18 protein-coding genes are annotated in these 16,818 nt (G+C 62.0%); 3 read left to right on the forward strand and 15 right to left on the reverse strand.

Annotated elements, in window-relative coordinates:
* Positions 1–88 precede the first annotated feature (88 nt).
* The 14 genes from SBA_RS18275 to SBA_RS18340 all read right to left on the reverse strand — a co-directional run bounded on the left by SBA_RS18275 (position 89) and on the right by SBA_RS18340 (position 13,568).
* Positions 89–748, reverse strand: coding sequence for an ABC transporter ATP-binding protein (locus SBA_RS18275; protein WP_224549728.1), 660 nt, complete (start codon positions 746–748; stop codon positions 89–91).
* The gene (locus tag SBA_RS18280) at positions 741–1,550 is read right to left on the reverse strand and encodes an ABC transporter permease (RefSeq protein ID WP_224549726.1); all 810 of its coding nucleotides are present in this window, start codon (positions 1,548–1,550) and stop codon (positions 741–743) included. The genes SBA_RS18275 and SBA_RS18280 overlap by 8 nt, the downstream gene beginning before the upstream one ends.
* A gap of 2 nt (positions 1,551–1,552) precedes the next feature.
* Entirely contained in the window at positions 1,553–2,695 is a 1,143-nt protein-coding gene (locus tag SBA_RS18285) for a hypothetical protein (protein WP_224549724.1), read from the reverse strand.
* A 203-nt stretch (positions 2,696–2,898) separates the two neighbouring features.
* The gene (gene rfbB / locus SBA_RS18290; RefSeq protein ID WP_261935436.1) at positions 2,899–3,969 is read right to left on the reverse strand and encodes a dTDP-glucose 4,6-dehydratase; all 1,071 of its coding nucleotides are present in this window, start codon (positions 3,967–3,969) and stop codon (positions 2,899–2,901) included.
* Positions 3,962–4,828 (reverse strand): dTDP-4-dehydrorhamnose reductase, encoded by an 867-nt coding sequence (gene rfbD, locus SBA_RS18295; protein ID WP_261935437.1) that lies wholly within the window; start codon positions 4,826–4,828, stop codon positions 3,962–3,964. The genes rfbB and rfbD overlap by 8 nt, the downstream gene beginning before the upstream one ends.
* Before the next feature lies 1 nt (position 4,829).
* Positions 4,830–5,375 (reverse strand): dTDP-4-dehydrorhamnose 3,5-epimerase, encoded by a 546-nt coding sequence (gene rfbC / locus SBA_RS18300; protein ID WP_261935438.1) that lies wholly within the window; start codon positions 5,373–5,375, stop codon positions 4,830–4,832.
* Entirely contained in the window at positions 5,372–6,256 is an 885-nt protein-coding gene (gene rfbA / locus SBA_RS18305) for a glucose-1-phosphate thymidylyltransferase RfbA (RefSeq protein ID WP_224549717.1), read from the reverse strand. The genes rfbC and rfbA overlap by 4 nt, the downstream gene beginning before the upstream one ends.
* A gap of 297 nt (positions 6,257–6,553) precedes the next feature.
* Positions 6,554–7,840, reverse strand: a complete 1,287-nt coding sequence (locus SBA_RS18310; protein ID WP_224549716.1) for a capsule biosynthesis protein — start codon at positions 7,838–7,840, stop codon at positions 6,554–6,556.
* Complete coding sequence (locus SBA_RS18315; RefSeq protein ID WP_261935439.1) at positions 7,833–9,461, reverse strand: capsular polysaccharide export protein, LipB/KpsS family; 1,629 nt, start codon at positions 9,459–9,461, stop codon at positions 7,833–7,835. Before SBA_RS18315 ends, SBA_RS18310 begins: the two co-directional genes overlap by 8 nt.
* 123 nt (positions 9,462–9,584) lie before the next feature.
* Positions 9,585–10,880: a glycosyltransferase family 4 protein gene (locus tag SBA_RS18320; RefSeq protein ID WP_261935440.1), complete on the reverse strand. Its 1,296-nt coding sequence runs from the start codon at positions 10,878–10,880 to the stop codon at positions 9,585–9,587.
* Between the two features lie 15 nt (positions 10,881–10,895).
* Positions 10,896–11,336, reverse strand: coding sequence for an HIT family protein (locus SBA_RS18325; protein ID WP_261935441.1), 441 nt, complete (start codon positions 11,334–11,336; stop codon positions 10,896–10,898).
* Between the two features lie 11 nt (positions 11,337–11,347).
* Positions 11,348–11,983, reverse strand: a complete 636-nt coding sequence (locus tag SBA_RS18330; RefSeq protein WP_261935442.1) for a CoA transferase subunit B — start codon at positions 11,981–11,983, stop codon at positions 11,348–11,350.
* A 2-nt stretch (positions 11,984–11,985) separates the two neighbouring features.
* Complete coding sequence (locus SBA_RS18335) at positions 11,986–12,858, reverse strand: HAD family acid phosphatase (RefSeq protein WP_261935443.1); 873 nt, start codon at positions 12,856–12,858, stop codon at positions 11,986–11,988.
* Entirely contained in the window at positions 12,858–13,568 is a 711-nt protein-coding gene (locus SBA_RS18340) for a CoA transferase subunit A (RefSeq protein WP_224549710.1), read from the reverse strand. The genes SBA_RS18335 and SBA_RS18340 overlap by 1 nt, the downstream gene beginning before the upstream one ends.
* Before the next feature lie 90 nt (positions 13,569–13,658).
* On the opposite strand from SBA_RS18340, the gene SBA_RS18345 reads away from it, so the two are divergent.
* On the forward strand, positions 13,659–14,549 hold the full coding sequence (locus SBA_RS18345; RefSeq protein ID WP_261935444.1) for a LysR family transcriptional regulator: 891 nt from the start codon (positions 13,659–13,661) through the stop codon (positions 14,547–14,549).
* A gap of 100 nt (positions 14,550–14,649) precedes the next feature.
* On the opposite strand, the gene thiS is transcribed toward SBA_RS18345, so the two are convergent.
* The gene (gene thiS / locus SBA_RS18350) at positions 14,650–15,675 is read right to left on the reverse strand and encodes a sulfur carrier protein ThiS (RefSeq protein WP_224549707.1); all 1,026 of its coding nucleotides are present in this window, start codon (positions 15,673–15,675) and stop codon (positions 14,650–14,652) included.
* A gap of 114 nt (positions 15,676–15,789) precedes the next feature.
* Between thiS and aroQ the strand changes: the two genes are divergently transcribed.
* Both aroQ and accB read left to right on the forward strand, forming a co-directional pair.
* On the forward strand, positions 15,790–16,230 hold the full coding sequence (aroQ, locus tag SBA_RS18355; protein ID WP_224549705.1) for a type II 3-dehydroquinate dehydratase: 441 nt from the start codon (positions 15,790–15,792) through the stop codon (positions 16,228–16,230).
* Between the two features lie 94 nt (positions 16,231–16,324).
* Positions 16,325–16,813, forward strand: coding sequence for an acetyl-CoA carboxylase biotin carboxyl carrier protein (accB, locus tag SBA_RS18360; protein ID WP_224549703.1), 489 nt, complete (start codon positions 16,325–16,327; stop codon positions 16,811–16,813).
* Positions 16,814–16,818 lie beyond the last annotated feature (5 nt).

Below are 16,818 nucleotides of genomic sequence, written 5' to 3' on the forward strand. Positions count from 1 at the left end.
ATCCTGTGTTTTCTTTGCCCTGCGGGACGCAAGGCGCGCGCTCGCGATGCCTAGAAGATTCTTCATCGGACAGCCGGCTCCGATACGATCAATGCGTATGGGTCACTTTGTGATAATATTCATAACCCGCTTCTACCTCGTCGAACAATTCCAAGCGACCGCCGGAAATGACGCCCATCTTGTTGCAATGGTCGCGTATGAAGGAATTATCGTGAGATACGACCAGGAACGCGCGGTCAGCGCGTTTCTCGAACAGCTCGACATGGCATTTCTCATGAAAGCGCTGATCGCCGACGGCCGTGATCTCATCGATCAGGAAACAGTCGAACTCAATCACCATGGAGACGGCAAAGGCCAGGCGCGCCCGCATACCCGAAGAATATGTCTTGACCGGCTCCCGCAGATACCGCCCTAGCTCGGAGAAATCATCCACATAGTCGATTTTGTCACGATAATCGACGCCGTACACGCGACAGATAAACCGCAGATTATCCAGCCCCGTCAGCGAACTCTGAAACGCGCCGCCGAACGCCAATGGCCAGGATATGCTCATATCCCATTGGATTTTGCCCGATGTCGGCTGCTCGACGCCGCCCAACAAACGCACCAGTGTGGACTTGCCGGCACCGTTGCGGCCCAGAATGCCGACTTTCTCGCCTTTCTCGACACGCAGATTTATTTTGTCGAGCACCGTCACTAGCCCGGTGGAGGTGCGATAGCTTTTCGTTACGTCCCGCAACTCAATCACTGAGCACACCCCTCCGTGCGATTACTCTGATCTGCAAAAGGCCGAAGGCCGTCAAAATCAAATTGACCAGCAGGACGTAGCCAAGATTGTGAATGGCCACGATCTTGGACCCGAAATAGCCTTCTCTGATATATTCGGTGCAATGGACCATGGGGATCCAGCCCACGACTTTTTGGAAAGCCGGCGGCGCCGCACTCATCAAAAAGCCAGCCCCGGATAATGGGAACATCAGGTAAGAGGCCGGATGCCAGAGCTTGTCGACCAGTTCGGAATGCTCCGCAAGCGTCCCCAACGTAATCGCGAGCGCCGCACCGAACCAGGCGAGCAATGTCCATCCGATGATGATTTTGAAGACATCTTCAGGTAAATCGATCAAGCCGACATAATTGAACGCAAGAGTCAGCACCAGGAAGGACCCGGTTGCGCCCATCGCCTCCAGGATGAGCCGCGACATGAAGATATCGATGATCCGCACGTTGCGATGATACATCAGCGATGCATTGGGCTGAATGGCGCCGATGCATCGACCAGGCATGTTACGCCAGAGAAGAACACTGGAATAGCCGGTCAGCGCGAAAGCCGCGATCGGTAGCTGACTGGCATGTCCTCTACCTGTCGCAGACCATAGGGCGGTAACGCCCAGGGTGAACATCATGGGTTCCGCGAAGAGCCAGAAGAGGCCGATATTATGCCGGCCGTACCGGGTCAGAGCTTCGCGCATGAGAAGCGCGAAAATCACGCGCTTCTGCACCATCAGGGATTTAAAAAAACGCGTCAGCCCTCCAGCAAAATCCCAACCCATTATCATTGGCGATGCTCGAAAATGGCGGCCACGAGAAGCTGGAAGATGCCGTATATCACGAGGCCCAGCAGCAAGACCGAAACCACACCCTTAAGCCTCTTGGGGTAAAGGGCGGCATCCGGCTTGTTGGGCGCCACGATACGCTCGACATAGATTTGCTGGCGACGCGCCTCATTCTTGGCATCTTCCAGCGAGGCCATCGCGCTCGCCAATTGCTTGGCCGCAAATTCGCTATCCATCTGGACACGCTCATAGCCCGCGACGCTGCCTGCGAGCGACTGGGCGCCTCCCGCAACCTTTTGCATCTCCGTGCTCATTTGCCGACGAATGCTCGCGACGCGCTCCTGCAAGACGGAAACCTGGGGATTTTCCGGGGTAAACTGCCTCAATTGATCAAGTTGCGTCTGATTGGCGATCAGTTCGTCCTGCAACTTCGTCACGAGCTGAATTTGAACGGCCGCCTGCTTTTCAGGGTCCACCACGCCGCGCTTGTTGCGATAGGTAGACAGCGCCACGGCTGCCGTCGCAGCCCGCGCCCTCGCCTCATCGACCTCCTTTTCCGCGTAGCGAACAAGGTCGGTCCGGCTACGCTGGTTCAGTCGATTGACGAGACTTTCGCCCAGATTGAGCAGACGCCGGTTGATCTCGAAGGCATCGTCCGGCGTATAGGCCTGCACCTTCAGATGCGCGACGAATGTCCCGCCGTCATAAGTGGAATCCACCCGCTTGCTGAAATATTTGTACAGCGCTTCCTCACTGTCACTTCCCAGCTTACCAAAACGGTCGAATATCGAGATGGAAGAACGCGTAAAGGCGTTCGTCACCAGCCCATCCTTATTGACGTCCCGCAGGGCGTCGCGCGATTTCAGATATTCCTCGACCGCATGAACCTCGTCAGTCGAGCCTCCCGCCCCTTCACCGGCAAAAAAGGAAGCAAATCCGGTGACCGACTTCTCGCGCTGAGAACTTTTTACAACAAAATAGGAATCGGATGTATAAACATCGGATGCAAGCAATCCATAATATATAATAGCTATGGATGTTGGAATAACAACAATTGCCCAGAAGCTTGGCTTCAACTTGGAGAGATAATCGCGAAATCGGCTCAAGCGAACCCCGTCATTTGGATAGACAACGTCGTGCATCACAGGCATCTCGATCCCGATTTAAAGTTCATTGCGCGGTTACTCCAAATACGATATGCCCGCTAGGGCCACGCAATGGCAGAAAAGCTTCTTAAAGTCCAAGAAAATTCTGTTGCCCGGACCCTGCCGGGCCGCCTCGCCTGGCCGCATTACCTGTTCCATCGCACGTCGATGCCGACCGTCTCAAGCCATATATTGATCGTTCAGACGGCAAGGCTGGCGCGCGCCACAAGGGGGCGCCACCAAGGCTCATGGGCCAGATACCAGTCCAGCGTCTCGGCAAAGCCTTGCGGAAAATCGCGGGCAGGCACGTAACCGAGTTCGCTGCGTATCTTGCGCTCGTCGATCGCATAGCGCCGATCATGCCCCTTGCGATCCTCGACATAGGTCTTGAGTTCCATCGTGGACCGCCCCTGAGCCGCCGGTGCATCGGGGTATCGGCTGCCAAGGGTCGGGTCGGCCGCAAACGCCGCATCGACCCCATGGCAAATGGCTTCGACCACCTGTTCATTGCGCAGTTCCTGACCGCCGCCGATATTATAGGTTTCGCCCACCCTGCCATGCTGCAGGACAAGGCCGATGCCGACGCAATGATCCTCCACATGCAACCAGTCGCGCACATTCATGCCATCGCCATAGACGGGCATTTTTCGTCCAGCCAAAGCATTGAGCGTAAACAGCGGGATCAGCTTTTCCGGAAACTGATACGGCCCGTAATTATTCGAGCAATTGCTGGTCGTTACTTCCAGCCCGTAGGTGTGGTGATAGGCACGCACCAAATGATCGGAGCCGGCCTTCGACGCGGAATAGGGAGAATTGGGCGCATAAGGCGTCTGCTCGTGGAATGCCGCGTCGTCAGGGCCCAGGGAACCATAGACCTCGTCGGTCGAAACATGATGGAAGCGGTGCGGACGGCCCGTGCCCTGGTCCAGCCAGGCATTTTTTGCCGCCTTGAGCAGGCTGTGCGTGCCAACGACATTGGTCGTGACGAACGCATCGGGGCCGGTGATCGACCGGTCGACATGGCTTTCGGCCGCAAAATGCACGATCGTGTCGATGCCGTAATCGGCGATCAACTTGTCCACCAGCGCGGTATCGCAAATGTCGCCATGTATCAGATCGACACCGTCCAATCCCGCCAGATTGGCCGCGTTTCCCGCATAAGTCAGGGCGTCGAGAACGACGATTTCATCGCTCTGCTGCGTGCGACGCCAAAAATGGACGAAATTCGCGCCAATGAAACCGGCGCCGCCAGTCACCATCACCTTAGCCATGCGTGCCTATCTCCGTCATCATCCGGCGCAGGTTGGCGCGCCAGTGGGAGGATGACTCCCCCAGCGCCGCCCATGTCGAACCCTTGTCCAGCACCGAATAAGCCGGTCGGCGGGCGGGCGTCGGGAAACTGGCGGTATCGATCGGGATGACGGGCACCCCGCGCGCCAATATCCCCACGGCCAGCGCCTCGTCCCGGATCGCCACCGCGAAGTCATACCAACTCGCTGTACCGGCGTCGGTATAATGATGCACACCCGTCACGCCCAGCGCCGACAGGCGCCATAACGCCGCGGCCAGATCTGGCGCATAGGTTGGCGACCCCACCTGATCCGCCACGACCCGCACTTCGGGCCGTTCGGCCATCAGCCGCACCATCGTGCGCACGAAATTTGCACCGTCAGGGCCATAAAGCCATGCGGTGCGCACGACCAGAGCGGCGTCGCCCGCCAGCAATTCCCCCGCCCGCTTGGTGCGCCCATAGGCGCACAGCGGATTGGTCGGATCGTCCGGCGCATAGGGCGTGGCCGACGCGCCGTCGAATACGAAATCGGTCGAAACATGGATCAAGGTTGCACCCGCATCAGCGGCCGCCTCGGCGATATGGCCGACGGCGGTGGCGTTGACCGCATGGGCGATCGTTTCCTCCTGTTCGGCACGATCGACGGCGGTGTAGGCCGCTGCGTTGAACACCAAGTCCGGCGCCAGATCGCGAATGAAGCGCCCAACGGCTGCCCTATCCCTTATGTCGAGGTCATGCGATCCGAGAGCGGTCACCATCACATCATCAGGTGCGGCGGCGGCGAGGCAACGGCCAAGCTGGCCATGGGCGCCCAGGATGAGCGCTTTCTTGTCCCCCATCTCAGTCGCACGCCTGGATGTGCGCCAGGGGCAGACCGTCGCGATCCTTGGCCGATAGCTGGATATCCATCCCAGCCACAGGCCATGGGATATTCAGCGCCGGATCGTTCCACAGCAACGAATGCTCCTGCGCGGGCTGATAGAAAGCCGTGCATTTATACAGGAAGTCCGTCCCGTCTTCGAGGCACAGGAAGCCGTGGGCGAAGCCCGGTGGAATCCAGAACATCCGCTTGTTCGCCGCCGACAGTTCAACCCCGAACCAGCGCCCGAATGTCGCCGAAGATCGCCGCAGGTCTACCGCGACATCCCAGACGCTGCCGCTGGTGACCCGCACCAGCTTGCCCTGCGGATTGGGATGCTGGAAATGCAGTCCGCGCAGCACGCCCCGATCCGAACGGCTGTGATTGTCCTGGACGAATGTCAGGTCCAGGCCGGCGTCCCGGAAAGTCTGGCTGTTCCAGCTTTCCATGAAGAAACCGCGATCGTCCTGGAACAGGCGCGGCTCCAGGATCGCCAGACCCGCAATGCCGGTGGGAATGACCTTCATGAATGCGCCGCCCTGCCTTCGAGAAGGCCGGAAAGATAATCGCCATAGCCGCTCTTGCGCAACGGCGCCGCCAACTCCTCCAACTGCGCATCGTTGATGAAGCCCTGACGCCAGGCGATTTCCTCCGGGCAACAGATTTTCAGTCCCTGGCGCTGCTCGGTGATCCGAACATACATCGCCGCGTCAAGCAACGACCCATGCGTGCCCGTATCGAGCCACGCATAGCCGCGACCCATGATCTCGACCGATAGGTTGCCCTGTTCGAGATAGAGGCGATTGAGATCGGTTATTTCCAGTTCGCCACGCGGCGAGGGCACCAGACTGCGCGCCAGTTCGACCGCGTGCCCATCATAGAAATACAGTCCGGTGACGGCATAGTTGGACTTGGGCTGCGCAGGCTTTTCCTCGATCGTTTCCGCCCGTCCGTCGGCATTGAAGGACACGACGCCATAAGCCGCGGGGTCCTTCACATAATAGCCGAACACCGTCGCCCCGGTTTCGCGCGCCGCGGCGGTGCGGACCATGTCGGCCAAGCCATGGCCATAGAAGATATTGTCGCCCAGAATCAGCGCGGAAGGACAGCTTCCTACAAAATCCGCGCCGATATGATAGGCTTGGGCAAGTCCTGCCGGCTCGGGCTGGACCGCATATTGCAGGTGGATGCCAAGCCCTGACCCGTCGCCCAGCGCGGCCTCGAATGCCGCCCGGTCATGGGGCGTCGTGATGATAAGGATATCCCGCATACCCGCGAGCATGAGCGTCGATAGCGGATAATAGATCATGGGCTTGTCATAGACGGGCATCAATTGCTTCGACACGCCCTTGGTCAATGGGTAGAGCCGCGTCCCGGAACCGCCAGCGAGAATGATACCCTTGCGCATCTATGGTCCTTGCTGTTCAAAGCCGCATTCGATCGAACATCAGAAAACGGAATATAATATTGCCGCATGATCGGTCCCGTTGCGGTCGGATCGCGACTTGCGAAATCATCGTGAGCCTGGAATGCGATATTTAGTCGAATCCAGATCGCGCACGCCAGTTTTTCAGCATCGATTTTGGCGGAAAAACCGGCTCTCCCATTTCCCCCGAGACGCCTTTCGTCTTTCAGCCGCTGCAAAACTGCGCCTTGCCAGCCTTACCTGTCACATCGTTCGCTCTCAAATCGTCCGGTAAATGGTTCAAGTTGACGGACGGGAATTGGCAAGGGATTTACGGCCGATGGCGGGATGAGCGACGATCGTAGCGCCTGTAGCAGGTGTCCGTTTCCCAGCCAGACGGCGCACCGCATTATCGACCAGCAACGTCAGCCCTTCTTCGCTCAGAAGACCACCATGGATAAGGCAACGATCCATCAGCACACGGCGGAATGCGGAATAGAGATCGTGATCCATCTTTCCGGGCGTGGCCCAGAAGGCGTCGAGCGGACCGGTGTTGACGATTCCAGGCACCTTGTAGACCGCATGGCCGAGCACCGTGACAGGCTTGCCTTCGTTCAACGCCAATGTACCGACCGTGCTGTTGACGGTTACGACACCCTCCGCGTTGCGAACGAGTTCTGCGATGTCGCCTTCCTCCAGGTAGAAGACCCGGTCGCCTATGCCATATTTCGCCGCGAGCCTGCGCGTCAGCCGAGACCAGGACACCAGGCCCGGATCGAGCGGATGCCGCTTCACCACCAGCGCGACGTCATCAGGCGCATGGCGCGCAAAGCTCTTGAGGACGAAACGCAGCGCGGCGCGCATGTCGCCAAATGGCGAATGAATCCGAATCTGATAGTCCGAATTGAGCTGCAACGGCAGCGCGAAATAGGGACGGCCTCTGACCTTCTCCCATTCCTTCAGCGACTTGGCCGCGTCATGCTTGCCCACCAGCAGCTTATAGGTCCATGCCACTGATTCCATGATGAAACTATGTGGCCGATGCGTGCGGTAATAGGGGAAAAGCGGCCGCATCAATGCGGACGCCATGCCGTTGCGCATGGTGTTGCGCGCACGCGCGTGAAAGGTCGATGGCACGGGCGGAAAAGTCACCTCCGCCCGATCCAGCTTCCGGGCTTCGTCCAAATACCATTGCGGATCGAGCGGCAGGGTCGAATTGCCGTTCACGCCATCATCCTGCAACGTCAGGAAGTCGGGACGGATATACCCTTCTTCGACGACATGTACCCGCACGGACCGCAATCTGGCCATGCCGTGCGCGGAGGCATGATAGGGTCGGCAGTCGCCGTAGAGGATAAGGTCGGTCACGCCATGGTTGACGATGAAATCGTCGAAAAACAGAGGCCAGTTGCGAAACGTGCCGCGATAATCGCTGGCGTCACCCGGCCAGTCGACTTTGTCGCCGCCATTTATATTGATCCGCAGCGCGCTATGTCCCCGCGCGCGCAAGGCATCGGCCAGCATTGCAAAATAGGGGCCATGCGGGCCCTGCAGGAAGAGAAATGTCCGGATCGAGGCGTCAGTCATGAAGAAACTCTGCGCACAAAGTCATAAATCTTCGTAGCTTTCCCTGTGCCGTTCGTGCCCTAATAAGCCAGGTGACGTTCGGTGTCGATGCACTTGCCATGCGATCCACCATCAATTCCGGCCCGCACGGCAAACGCGTCACCGGATCAATATATCGAGGATAGAGAATGAGTGTTCCGGCGACAAGCTGATCCACGGTAAGGCGGCGCCCCCGGCGGCCGGTGGGTTCGGCCAGATCGCGGGTCAGGCCCCAGCCGGCGTAGAAGGGCATGCCGTGGACGGTCACGGACTGCCCGCGCACCAGCGCCTCGAACCCGGTCAGCGACGACAGGACATGCACGTCATCGACCGCCTGCACCATTTCCATCAAGGGCGCCCCGCTATCGATCGCATCGGCATGGCTGAGGATCGCGGCATCGCTCAAATGGCCGCGGCGATGCCCGGCCTGGACGTCGGGATGGGGGCGGTAGATGATCCATGCGTCCGGCTCGCTGCGACGCACGCGGGACAGGAAGTCCAGATTGCCTTCCACCCCTGCCCCACCCAGCCGGACGGACATGTCGTCGTCGACCTGACCGATCGCCAGCACGGTGCGGCGACCGGCCGGCAAATCCAACATACGGCCACCCTCGATCCCATATTTGGTGACGCCCGCATCGCTGATGGCGGTCCGCAAACGCTTCGCCCGCTCGATCAACGTCGGCGGGAAGGGATGGGTGGCCAGCAATTGCTCCAGCTCGCTGGGAACGAGCGCATTATAATAGATGCCGGCATGATCGACCACCACCGAACTGGGCGGATGCAGCCCGGCCCCCAGCCCATTGGACCGCAGAAACCCGTCCTCCACCCGGCAGATCGGAACCTGCATCCGCTCGGCATCCCTCACCGTCGAGGCAGGCACCCTTGAAGGCCAGATGGCCAGCGCACGCCCCGATTGCTGCGCGCTGCGCAGGCCTTTCTCTGGTGCAAGGAAAGGCGGCGCGCGCAACCCGTCCCACAGAAACTGGCGCATCATGTCCCGCTTCCAGAAGGCCATGCCGCTGGCGGCGGCGATATCGCGATTGCTGTCGAGATGGCGGCGCCATTCGCCCAGCCGCTCGATGACCTGCTCGACCGGCACGTCCCGGTCCGTGAAACAGTCGCGATAGCGCGCCATGCCGATGCGCGCACGCGCGACATCCCGCAACCGGTCGGCCGGCACCTCTTCCCCCTGCGCATCGAACACCGCAACGCCCAGCATGCCGGCAACGACCGCCAGTTCGTCCTCGGCATCGGCATGGACCGCATCGGCGGCGGCGATCAGATGCCAGGGATCGACAGGGTCGCGCAATATGCGCCCATGCACCGATGACGGCATATCGCCGACGATGCCGATGTGGTCCGGATCGATCCCGCTGACCCGGTCGGCCTGCACGGCGACACCGGCGCGCACGACGATGGCGACACCCTGCGGCCGGTCGCCCCAGAAGGCGCCGCCCACCCGTGCATCCGCGATGGCATGAAGCACGCTGTCCTGAACCGGCGCGCCTTGCGCAGCGACGCTCACGGCCGCCACCGATGTCGCCACGCCGGGAAAGGGCGGCGATCGCAGGAACAAGGGATGGGTCACCGGTCTATGCATGGGCAGGCCTGCCACGCCAGCGCCAGAGATCCTGTCCTGGCTCGATCAACTTGCCCCCATCCAGCGCAAACGGCCGGTCTTTCAATCGGTTCTACACTTCCATGCGGGCTGCGTCGGCGACCGTCAAGAAACTTGCGCAGTGACTTCTTCCAGCAAATCCGTTACGATGTCGAAATAGCCCTGCCAAGTCGGTCCACGCCAGGCGGCGATCCGGGCGATTTGCGCATCGCGTTCCGGCGAGTTCGGCTGGCTGTAAGCCTCGATCAACCTCAGCCACCCCAGGCCATCGATCGGGTCGAGATAGTCGGGCGCGTCGCCGCCGACCTCCCGATGCGCGGAAATGTCGCTACAGATCACGGGGACGCCGGCCGACAACGCCTCGACGACCGGCATTCCGAAGCCTTCGATGAAGGACGGCATGATCATGGCCCTTGCTCCGGCGATCAGTTCCTCCATTTCCCGGTCGGACAATTCTCCCGCCTCGACCACATGATCGCGCACCGCCTCGCCGCGTTCGAGCATATCGATGACATTCTCGATCTCCCAGCCGCGGCGCCCGACCATGACCAGAACCGGGGCATCCTTGCCAAGCCGCTCCACCAGCCGCCGCCAGACATTGAGCAGCAGCATATGGTTTTTCCGCGGCTCGATCGTCGCGATATAGACGAAAAAGGGCCGCTCCGGCCCCGCATAGCCTTTCAGCGCGAATACATCCTGCGGATCGGCGCCGAAATGCGCCACCCGGACGGCGCGGCCGTCCAGCCCATATTGCATGTGCGGCGCCAGCGCATCGATCGTCGCCTGGCTGTTGCCGATGATCCCCGCAGCATGGGCGTCGATCGTGCGGACGCGGCGGCGATGTTCTTCCGCGCCCTGCGGCCTCGCATATTCCGGATGGGACAGCGGGATGACGTCATGCACCAGCGTGACGAACTTCGCCCCTTCGGCGCGCAGGATCGCGCCGACCTGCTCCTCATCGTCCAGATGATGCGGCGACACCTGCAGATAGACGCGCGGCCGGCTGGCGCGGGGCACCGGCCGGGGACGCAGCGCGAACAGATGCGCGATGATGGTCGCGCGGTTCTTCCGCTGATCGGGCGATTCCACATTGCGCCATTTGGCGATCGTGAAGGCCAGGAACTGGCGCACGGCCGATGTATCGAGCCGACCATAATAGCCGCCCGCCGGATGCACCGCGGCAAAGGCCAGCCGATCGGGCATCCGCGCCAGCAACTCGCGCGCATAGACATATTCGACACGGTCTATGCCCGTCGGCGTGGGATGGAAACAGCGCGACAGCAAACGCGACAGGTCCAGGATGATTTCGGCGTCGCCCTCCATGCTGGTGGAAGGCTTGGCGGGCCGCTTGGTCCGCAATGCGAGACGGGCGCCGGGCGCCTTGAACGGTTTGAGAACCAAGGAGTCGGTCCGCTGTCAGAACTGCGCGCGGATCTGTTCGGCGAGCGCGGCCAGTTGCGCCGCGTCGGCGAAATCGCCCTGCGCATGGGCGCTGAATCCCAGCGGTCCGCCTTCCCAGCGCGGCACGACATGGACATGGAGGTGAAACACCGTCTGCCCCGCCGGCGCGCCGTTGAACTGGGCGATGTGGATGCCGTCGGGGGCAAGCGCCCGGCGCGTGGCGTTGGCGACCTTCTTCACGCTCGCCATCACCTTCGCCAGCGCCTCATCCTCTATCTCCAGGATGTTGCGCGCCCTGGACCATTTGGAAATGACCAGGCTGTGCCCCTTCGACTGCGGCTGGATGTCGAGGAAGGCGAGCGTGTGCGCATCCTCGTATAATTTGGTCGACGGAATCTTGCCCGCAAGGATCAGGGCGAAGGGATTATTGTCGTCATACACGCCGTCAAGGCTCATCCTGGCCGTCCTCAGCTCACATAATGAGCGCTGGTCTTAGCCGCGATATCCTCCGCCGTCACGCCCGGCGCCAATTCGACCAGCTTGAACGGGCTGTCATGGTCGGGGCGCTGGAAAACGCACAGGTCCGTCACGATCATGTCGACCACATTCTTGCCGGTCAGCGGCAGGGTGCAGGCCGGAATGAACTTGGGATCGCCATTCTTGCTCGTATGCTCCATGACGACGATGATCTTCTTGACGCCCGCGACCAGATCCATCGCGCCGCCCATGCCCTTGATCATCTTGCGGGGGATCATCCAGTTGGCGATGTCGCCATTTTCGGCAATCTCCATCGCCCCCAGCACGGTCAGGTCGATATGCCCGCCACGAATCATGGCGAAGCTGTCGGCCGAACTGAAATAGGCGGTCTGCGGCAATTCGCTGATCGTCTGCTTGCCCGCATTGATAAGGTCGGCGTCCTCTTCGCCCTCATAGGGAAAGGGGCCGATGCCCAACATGCCGTTTTCCGACTGGAGCGTCACCTCCACGCCATCGGGAATATGATTCGCCACCAGCGTCGGAATGCCGATGCCCAGATTCACGTAGAAACCGTCCTGCAATTCCTTCGCCGCGCGCGCGGCCATTTCGTCACGAGTCCAGGGCATGATTATTTCTCCCCTATGGCGGGCGGCGCCCACCTTTTGTCCATCGGAAATATGTCGTCGAACCCGCCCTTTAGGCCGCTGCCATAGACGGGGTTGGGCATTACGAACCAGCCATTGCCCCACAGACCCGCGACCAGCGGTTGCAGCGTCGCGTCGCGGCGCGCGGATACGGGTTGCGCGGCGTTGAACAGATCGGAAAAGTCGCCCAACTGGTCGCCGCCCATGGCGATGACGCAATAGCGCGCCGCGATCGTCGCCCGGCGGCCATCCTTGCGCGATCCCATCGCATCGTCGCCGCTTAGATACAGCGTCTGGCCATGCACCGCATCGCCCAGCCCTGCGGCCTTGATCGCGCGCGCGGTCGAATCAGCATTGGCGGCCGACCGGTTGGTATTGAAGATGACGGTAACGCCCAAGCCACGCAGCGCGGCCAGCCCATGGTCGGCGCCCGGCACCGGCCCGACCGCACCCTCGCCCGTCTTCTCCCATGCGTCCCAGGCGGCAGCGTCGAAGCCCCGGCCGGTCTTCGCGTCATGATATTCATAACCGGTGTTGAGCATCACCGTTTCGTCCACGTCGAACACCGCGGCGAACGGCTTGTCGCCACAGGGTACGAAGCGCGGCGCGGCGAGGCGCGCGCCCTCCGCCAGCACGACGCTGTCGGCCGGGCGCGCCTTCACCCTGGCCGATACATAGGCCAGCAGCGCGTTCCAGGCCTGCACCGAAAGCGCCGCGCCCTCGCCCGACCCGTAGAGATATTGCATCCCCGCCGGCGGATTGGCGACAGGCGCGGCGACAGGCGCAGGCGCCACGGTCGCGCAGGCGGCCAGCGGCGCCAGCAGCAGCGCCGGCGCCATGCGCATCGTCGCCGACATCAGGCCGCTTCCCGCGTCCGCACCGTCCGGAATTCGATCTTCTTGTCATAGGGCGCACCCACGATCATGCGCTTCACATAGATGCCGGGCAGATGGATCGCGTCGGGATCGAGGCTGCCGGTCGGCACCACTTCCTCGACTTCGGCGATGCAGATCTTCGCCGCGGTCGCCATCGGCTGGTTGAAGTTGCGCGCGGTCTTGCGGAAGATCAGGTTGCCGCTCTCGTCCGCCTTCCAGCCCTTGATGACCGCGACGTCGGCGAAGATGCCGCGCTCCAGGATGTAATCCTGGCCGTCGAAGCTCTTCACTTCCTTGCCCTCGGCCACCTGCGTGCCGACGCCGGTCTTGGTGTAGAAGCCCGGAATGCCCGCCCCGCCCGCACGGCAGCGTTCGGCCAGCGTGCCCTGTGGGCAGAATTCGACTTCCAGTTCGCCAGCCAGATATTGCCGTTCGAACTCCTTGTTCTCGCCGACATAGGAGGAGATCATCTTCTTGACCTGGCGCGTGCGCAGCAGCTTGCCCAACCCCTCGCCGTCGATCCCGGCATTGTTGGAGGCGATGGTCAGATCCTTGACCCCCGAATCGCGGATCGCATCGATCAGCCGTTCGGGAATGCCGCACAGGCCGAAGCCGCCCGCGCACAGATGCATTCCGTCGAACAGCAATCCTTCCAGCGCCGCAGCGGCATCGGGGTAAAGCTTCCTGGCCATCGGCATCCTTCCTTTTTGAAAGTTCACACCGTTCTTAGGCAGCGCGACCAATCAATACCAATGATTTGTTTTTTCAGTTAAGCATAAGCAATGTCTATCAATCGCATCGCCTTCTACCATCTTGAAACCTTGCTCTGGATCGCCCGGCTGGGCACCTTCGCAGCGGCGGCGGCGCGGCTCAACACGACCCAGCCCGCCATTTCGGCGCGCGTGCGCGAACTGGAAAGTCATCTGGGCACCGCCCTGTTCCGGCGGGAGGGGCGAGCCATGGCGCTGACCCCGGCCGGGCGCGAGCTGGTGCGCGAAAGCGAACCGCTCTGGGCGCGCTTCCAGGGGGTGCTGATGGGGTGTAGCGACATATCGGGCGCGACCGGGATCATCCGAATCGGCGCGGGCGAGATTGCGGCGGCCAGTTGCCTGCCCGGCTTCGTCGCGCAACTGGGCCATGACCTGCCCCACGTGTCGCTGGAGGTGGACATTGCGCTGACGGTCGATCTGATCCAGCAACTCGCCTCCGGCCGCACCGACATCGCCTTTGCCGCCGGCCGGATCGCCCATCCGATGCTGCGCTCCGCGCCGATCGGCAGCGTCGACCTGCTCTGGCTGGCCAGTCCGTCGACGGTGCGCACCATGGATGCGGCCGGGACGCCGATCTGGTCGCTGACCAACCTGTCGCCGCTCTATCGCATCATGAAGGAGGCGATCGCCGCGTCGGACCTGGCCGATTGCCCGCTCAACCTGTGCAACAATGTCCGCACGATGATCGACATCGTGCTGGAAGGCAGCGGGATCGGCATCTTTCCCCATCCGATGGTGCGCCAACCCATCGCAAGCGGGCGGCTGGTGCCGGTGCCCGATGCGCCCGCCATGCCCCCGGTCGAATTTCAGGTCGCGATGCGCGCAGCGGAGTCCGATCCGCTGGTGCTGGCGATTTTCGACCGGGCGAGCCGGCTGGACCTGCGTGCGAATTCCGGGCCTTAGAGCGGTCCTGCAAAAGCGCCGCGTGTTCCCGCTAAGGCGGGAACCCAGGCCAGACGGCAGAACTGGATTCCCGCCTTCGCGGGAACACACGGAATAAACGCTAGATCAACCCCGCCAGCGGGCTGGACGGATCGGCATACATCCGCCTGCCCATGCGCCCGGCGCGATACGCCATGCGCCCGGCCTCGACCCCCGCCTTCATCGCGGCGGCCATCAGCACCGGGTCTTTGGCCTCGGCAATGGCGGTGTTCATCAATACGCCGGTACAGCCCAGTTCCATCGCCTGCGCCGCTTCCGACGCGGTGCCCACGCCCGCATCGACCAGCACCGGCAGCTTGGTCCCTTCCACGATCAGGCGGATCGTCACCCGGTTCTGGATGCCCAGGCCCGATCCGATCGGCGCGCCCAGCGGCATGATCGCGACCGCGCCGACATCCTCCAGCCGCTTGGCCGCGATCGGATCATCGACGCAATAGACCATCGGCTTGAAGCCTTCCTTGGCCAATATCTCGGTTGCCCGCAGCGTTTCGACCATGTCGGGATAGAGCGTGCGCGCTTCCCCCAGCACTTCCAGCTTCACCAGGTCCCAGCCGCCCGCCTCGCGTGCCAGCCGCAGGGTGCGGATCGCATCCTCCCCGGTGAAGCAGCCCGCGGTATTGGGCAGGTAGGTGATCTTCTTGGGATCGATATAGTCGGTCAGCATCGGCGCCTTGGGATCGCTGACATTGACGCGGCGCACCGCCACGGTGACGATCTCCGCGCCCGAAGCGGCCAGCGCGGCCGCATTCTGTTCGAAGCTCTTATATTTGCCGGTCCCCACGATCAGGCGCGACCGGAAGGTCTTGCCCGCCACGGTCCAGCTATCGTCGGCGGCGGATACCGCCCCGCCGTTACCGGCGACAGGATGATCGCCGCCGCCCACGAAATGGACGATCTCCAGTTCGTCGCCATCCTCGACCATGACCTGCGCCAGGGTCGATCGCGGCACGACCTCCAGATTGCGCTCCACCGCGACCTTTTCGGGCACGAAGCCCAGTTCGCTCGCCAGTTGCGCGAGCGTCAGGCCGTCGCGGATGCGGCGATGTTCGCCATTGATGTGGATGGAGATGGTGCCGTCTGTGCTCACTATAGCTTTCCCGAACATGCGAAGATGTCTCGACTAAGCGAGACATGAAGGGCTAAGGATCGTGCCGCATATAGGGGCGGCCTTGCCCCGGTCGCAACATGCAAGGGGATCGCCATGGCCGACATGCGTAAAATCTATGTGCTGAACGGACCCAATCTGAACATGCTGGGCACCCGCGAGCCGGAAATCTACGGCTATGACACGCTGGACGACATTGCCGAGCGGATGGACGACGCCGCTACGCGCGCCCATGTCGAAATCGATTTTCGCCAGTCCAACCATGAAGGCCATCTGATCGACTGGGTGCAGGAAGCCCATGCGGAAGGCGCCCACGCGATCATCATGAATCCCGGCGGCCTCACGCACACGTCGGTCGCGCTGCATGACGCGATCAAGGCCGTGACCGTGCCGGTGATCGAAATCCACCTGTCCAACCCGCATCAACGCGAAGCCTTCCGCCACAAAAGCTATGTCGGCATGGCGGCCAAGGGGACGATCGCCGGCTTTGGCCCCATGTCCTACATGCTGGCGCTGGAAGCCGCGCTGGAACTGTGAAGGGGCGCGTTTGGGCGCACAAAAGTTGCGCTTTGCCGTAAATGCGCATAGGCGCGGGCACCAGAAACGATATTCACCGGCCAGGGACTTCAACATGACCGAAAAACAAGAAAAGGGCGCAATGCAGGTAGACGTACAGCTGGTGCGCGATCTGGCCGCGCTGCTCGATGACACCAATCTGACCGAGATCGAGGTCGAGGACGGCGACCGCAAGATCCGCGTCGCGCGCAAGGCCGCCGCCAGCACCGCGCCGGTCTATGCCGCCGCGCCTGCGCCCGCCGCCGCGGCCCCTGTGGCAGCCGCTGCTCCGGCGCCCGCCGCCGCGCCGGCCGAGGCTTCACTGCCCGCCGGCACGCTGGTCAAATCCCCGATCGTGGGCACCGCCTATCTCTCCGCCGAACCCGGCTCCGCCCCCTTCGCCCGCATCGGCGCGCAGGTCGCCGCCGGTGAGACGATCCTGATCGTCGAAGCGATGAAGGTCATGAACGCGATCGCCGCACCCGTGTCCGGTACGGTCAAGGCCGTGCTGGTCGACAATGGCCAGCCGGTCGAATTCGACCAGCCGCTGATCGTCATTGAATAAGGCCG

This window comes from Sphingomonas bisphenolicum, from assembly GCF_024349785.1.
Taxonomy (GTDB): Bacteria; Pseudomonadota; Alphaproteobacteria; order Sphingomonadales; family Sphingomonadaceae; genus Sphingobium; species Sphingobium bisphenolicum.

What these genes read in the sequence shown, in the direction of transcription:
- SBA_RS18280 (WP_224549726.1), bottom strand. Translation starts at nt 1,550, where the DNA reads ATGGGTTGGGATTTTGCTGGAGGGCTGACGCGTTTTTTTAAATCCCTG.
- SBA_RS18285 (WP_224549724.1), bottom strand. Translation starts at nt 2,695, where the DNA reads ATGCACGACGTTGTCTATCCAAATGACGGGGTTCGCTTGAGCCGATTT.
- rfbB (WP_261935436.1), bottom strand. Translation starts at nt 3,969, where the DNA reads ATGGCTAAGGTGATGGTGACTGGCGGCGCCGGTTTCATTGGCGCGAAT.
- rfbD (WP_261935437.1), bottom strand. Translation starts at nt 4,828, where the DNA reads ATGGGGGACAAGAAAGCGCTCATCCTGGGCGCCCATGGCCAGCTTGGC.
- rfbC (WP_261935438.1), bottom strand. Translation starts at nt 5,375, where the DNA reads ATGAAGGTCATTCCCACCGGCATTGCGGGTCTGGCGATCCTGGAGCCG.
- rfbA (WP_224549717.1), bottom strand. Translation starts at nt 6,256, where the DNA reads ATGCGCAAGGGTATCATTCTCGCTGGCGGTTCCGGGACGCGGCTCTAC.
- SBA_RS18310 (WP_224549716.1), bottom strand. Translation starts at nt 7,840, where the DNA reads ATGACTGACGCCTCGATCCGGACATTTCTCTTCCTGCAGGGCCCGCAT.
- SBA_RS18315 (WP_261935439.1), bottom strand. Translation starts at nt 9,461, where the DNA reads ATGCATAGACCGGTGACCCATCCCTTGTTCCTGCGATCGCCGCCCTTT.
- SBA_RS18325 (WP_261935441.1), bottom strand. Translation starts at nt 11,336, where the DNA reads ATGAGCCTTGACGGCGTGTATGACGACAATAATCCCTTCGCCCTGATC.
- SBA_RS18330 (WP_261935442.1), bottom strand. Translation starts at nt 11,983, where the DNA reads ATGCCCTGGACTCGTGACGAAATGGCCGCGCGCGCGGCGAAGGAATTG.
- SBA_RS18335 (WP_261935443.1), bottom strand. Translation starts at nt 12,858, where the DNA reads ATGTCGGCGACGATGCGCATGGCGCCGGCGCTGCTGCTGGCGCCGCTG.
- SBA_RS18340 (WP_224549710.1), bottom strand. Translation starts at nt 13,568, where the DNA reads ATGGCCAGGAAGCTTTACCCCGATGCCGCTGCGGCGCTGGAAGGATTG.
- SBA_RS18345 (WP_261935444.1), top strand. Translation starts at nt 13,659, where the DNA reads ATGTCTATCAATCGCATCGCCTTCTACCATCTTGAAACCTTGCTCTGG.
- aroQ (WP_224549705.1), top strand. Translation starts at nt 15,790, where the DNA reads ATGGCCGACATGCGTAAAATCTATGTGCTGAACGGACCCAATCTGAAC.
- accB (WP_224549703.1), top strand. Translation starts at nt 16,325, where the DNA reads ATGACCGAAAAACAAGAAAAGGGCGCAATGCAGGTAGACGTACAGCTG.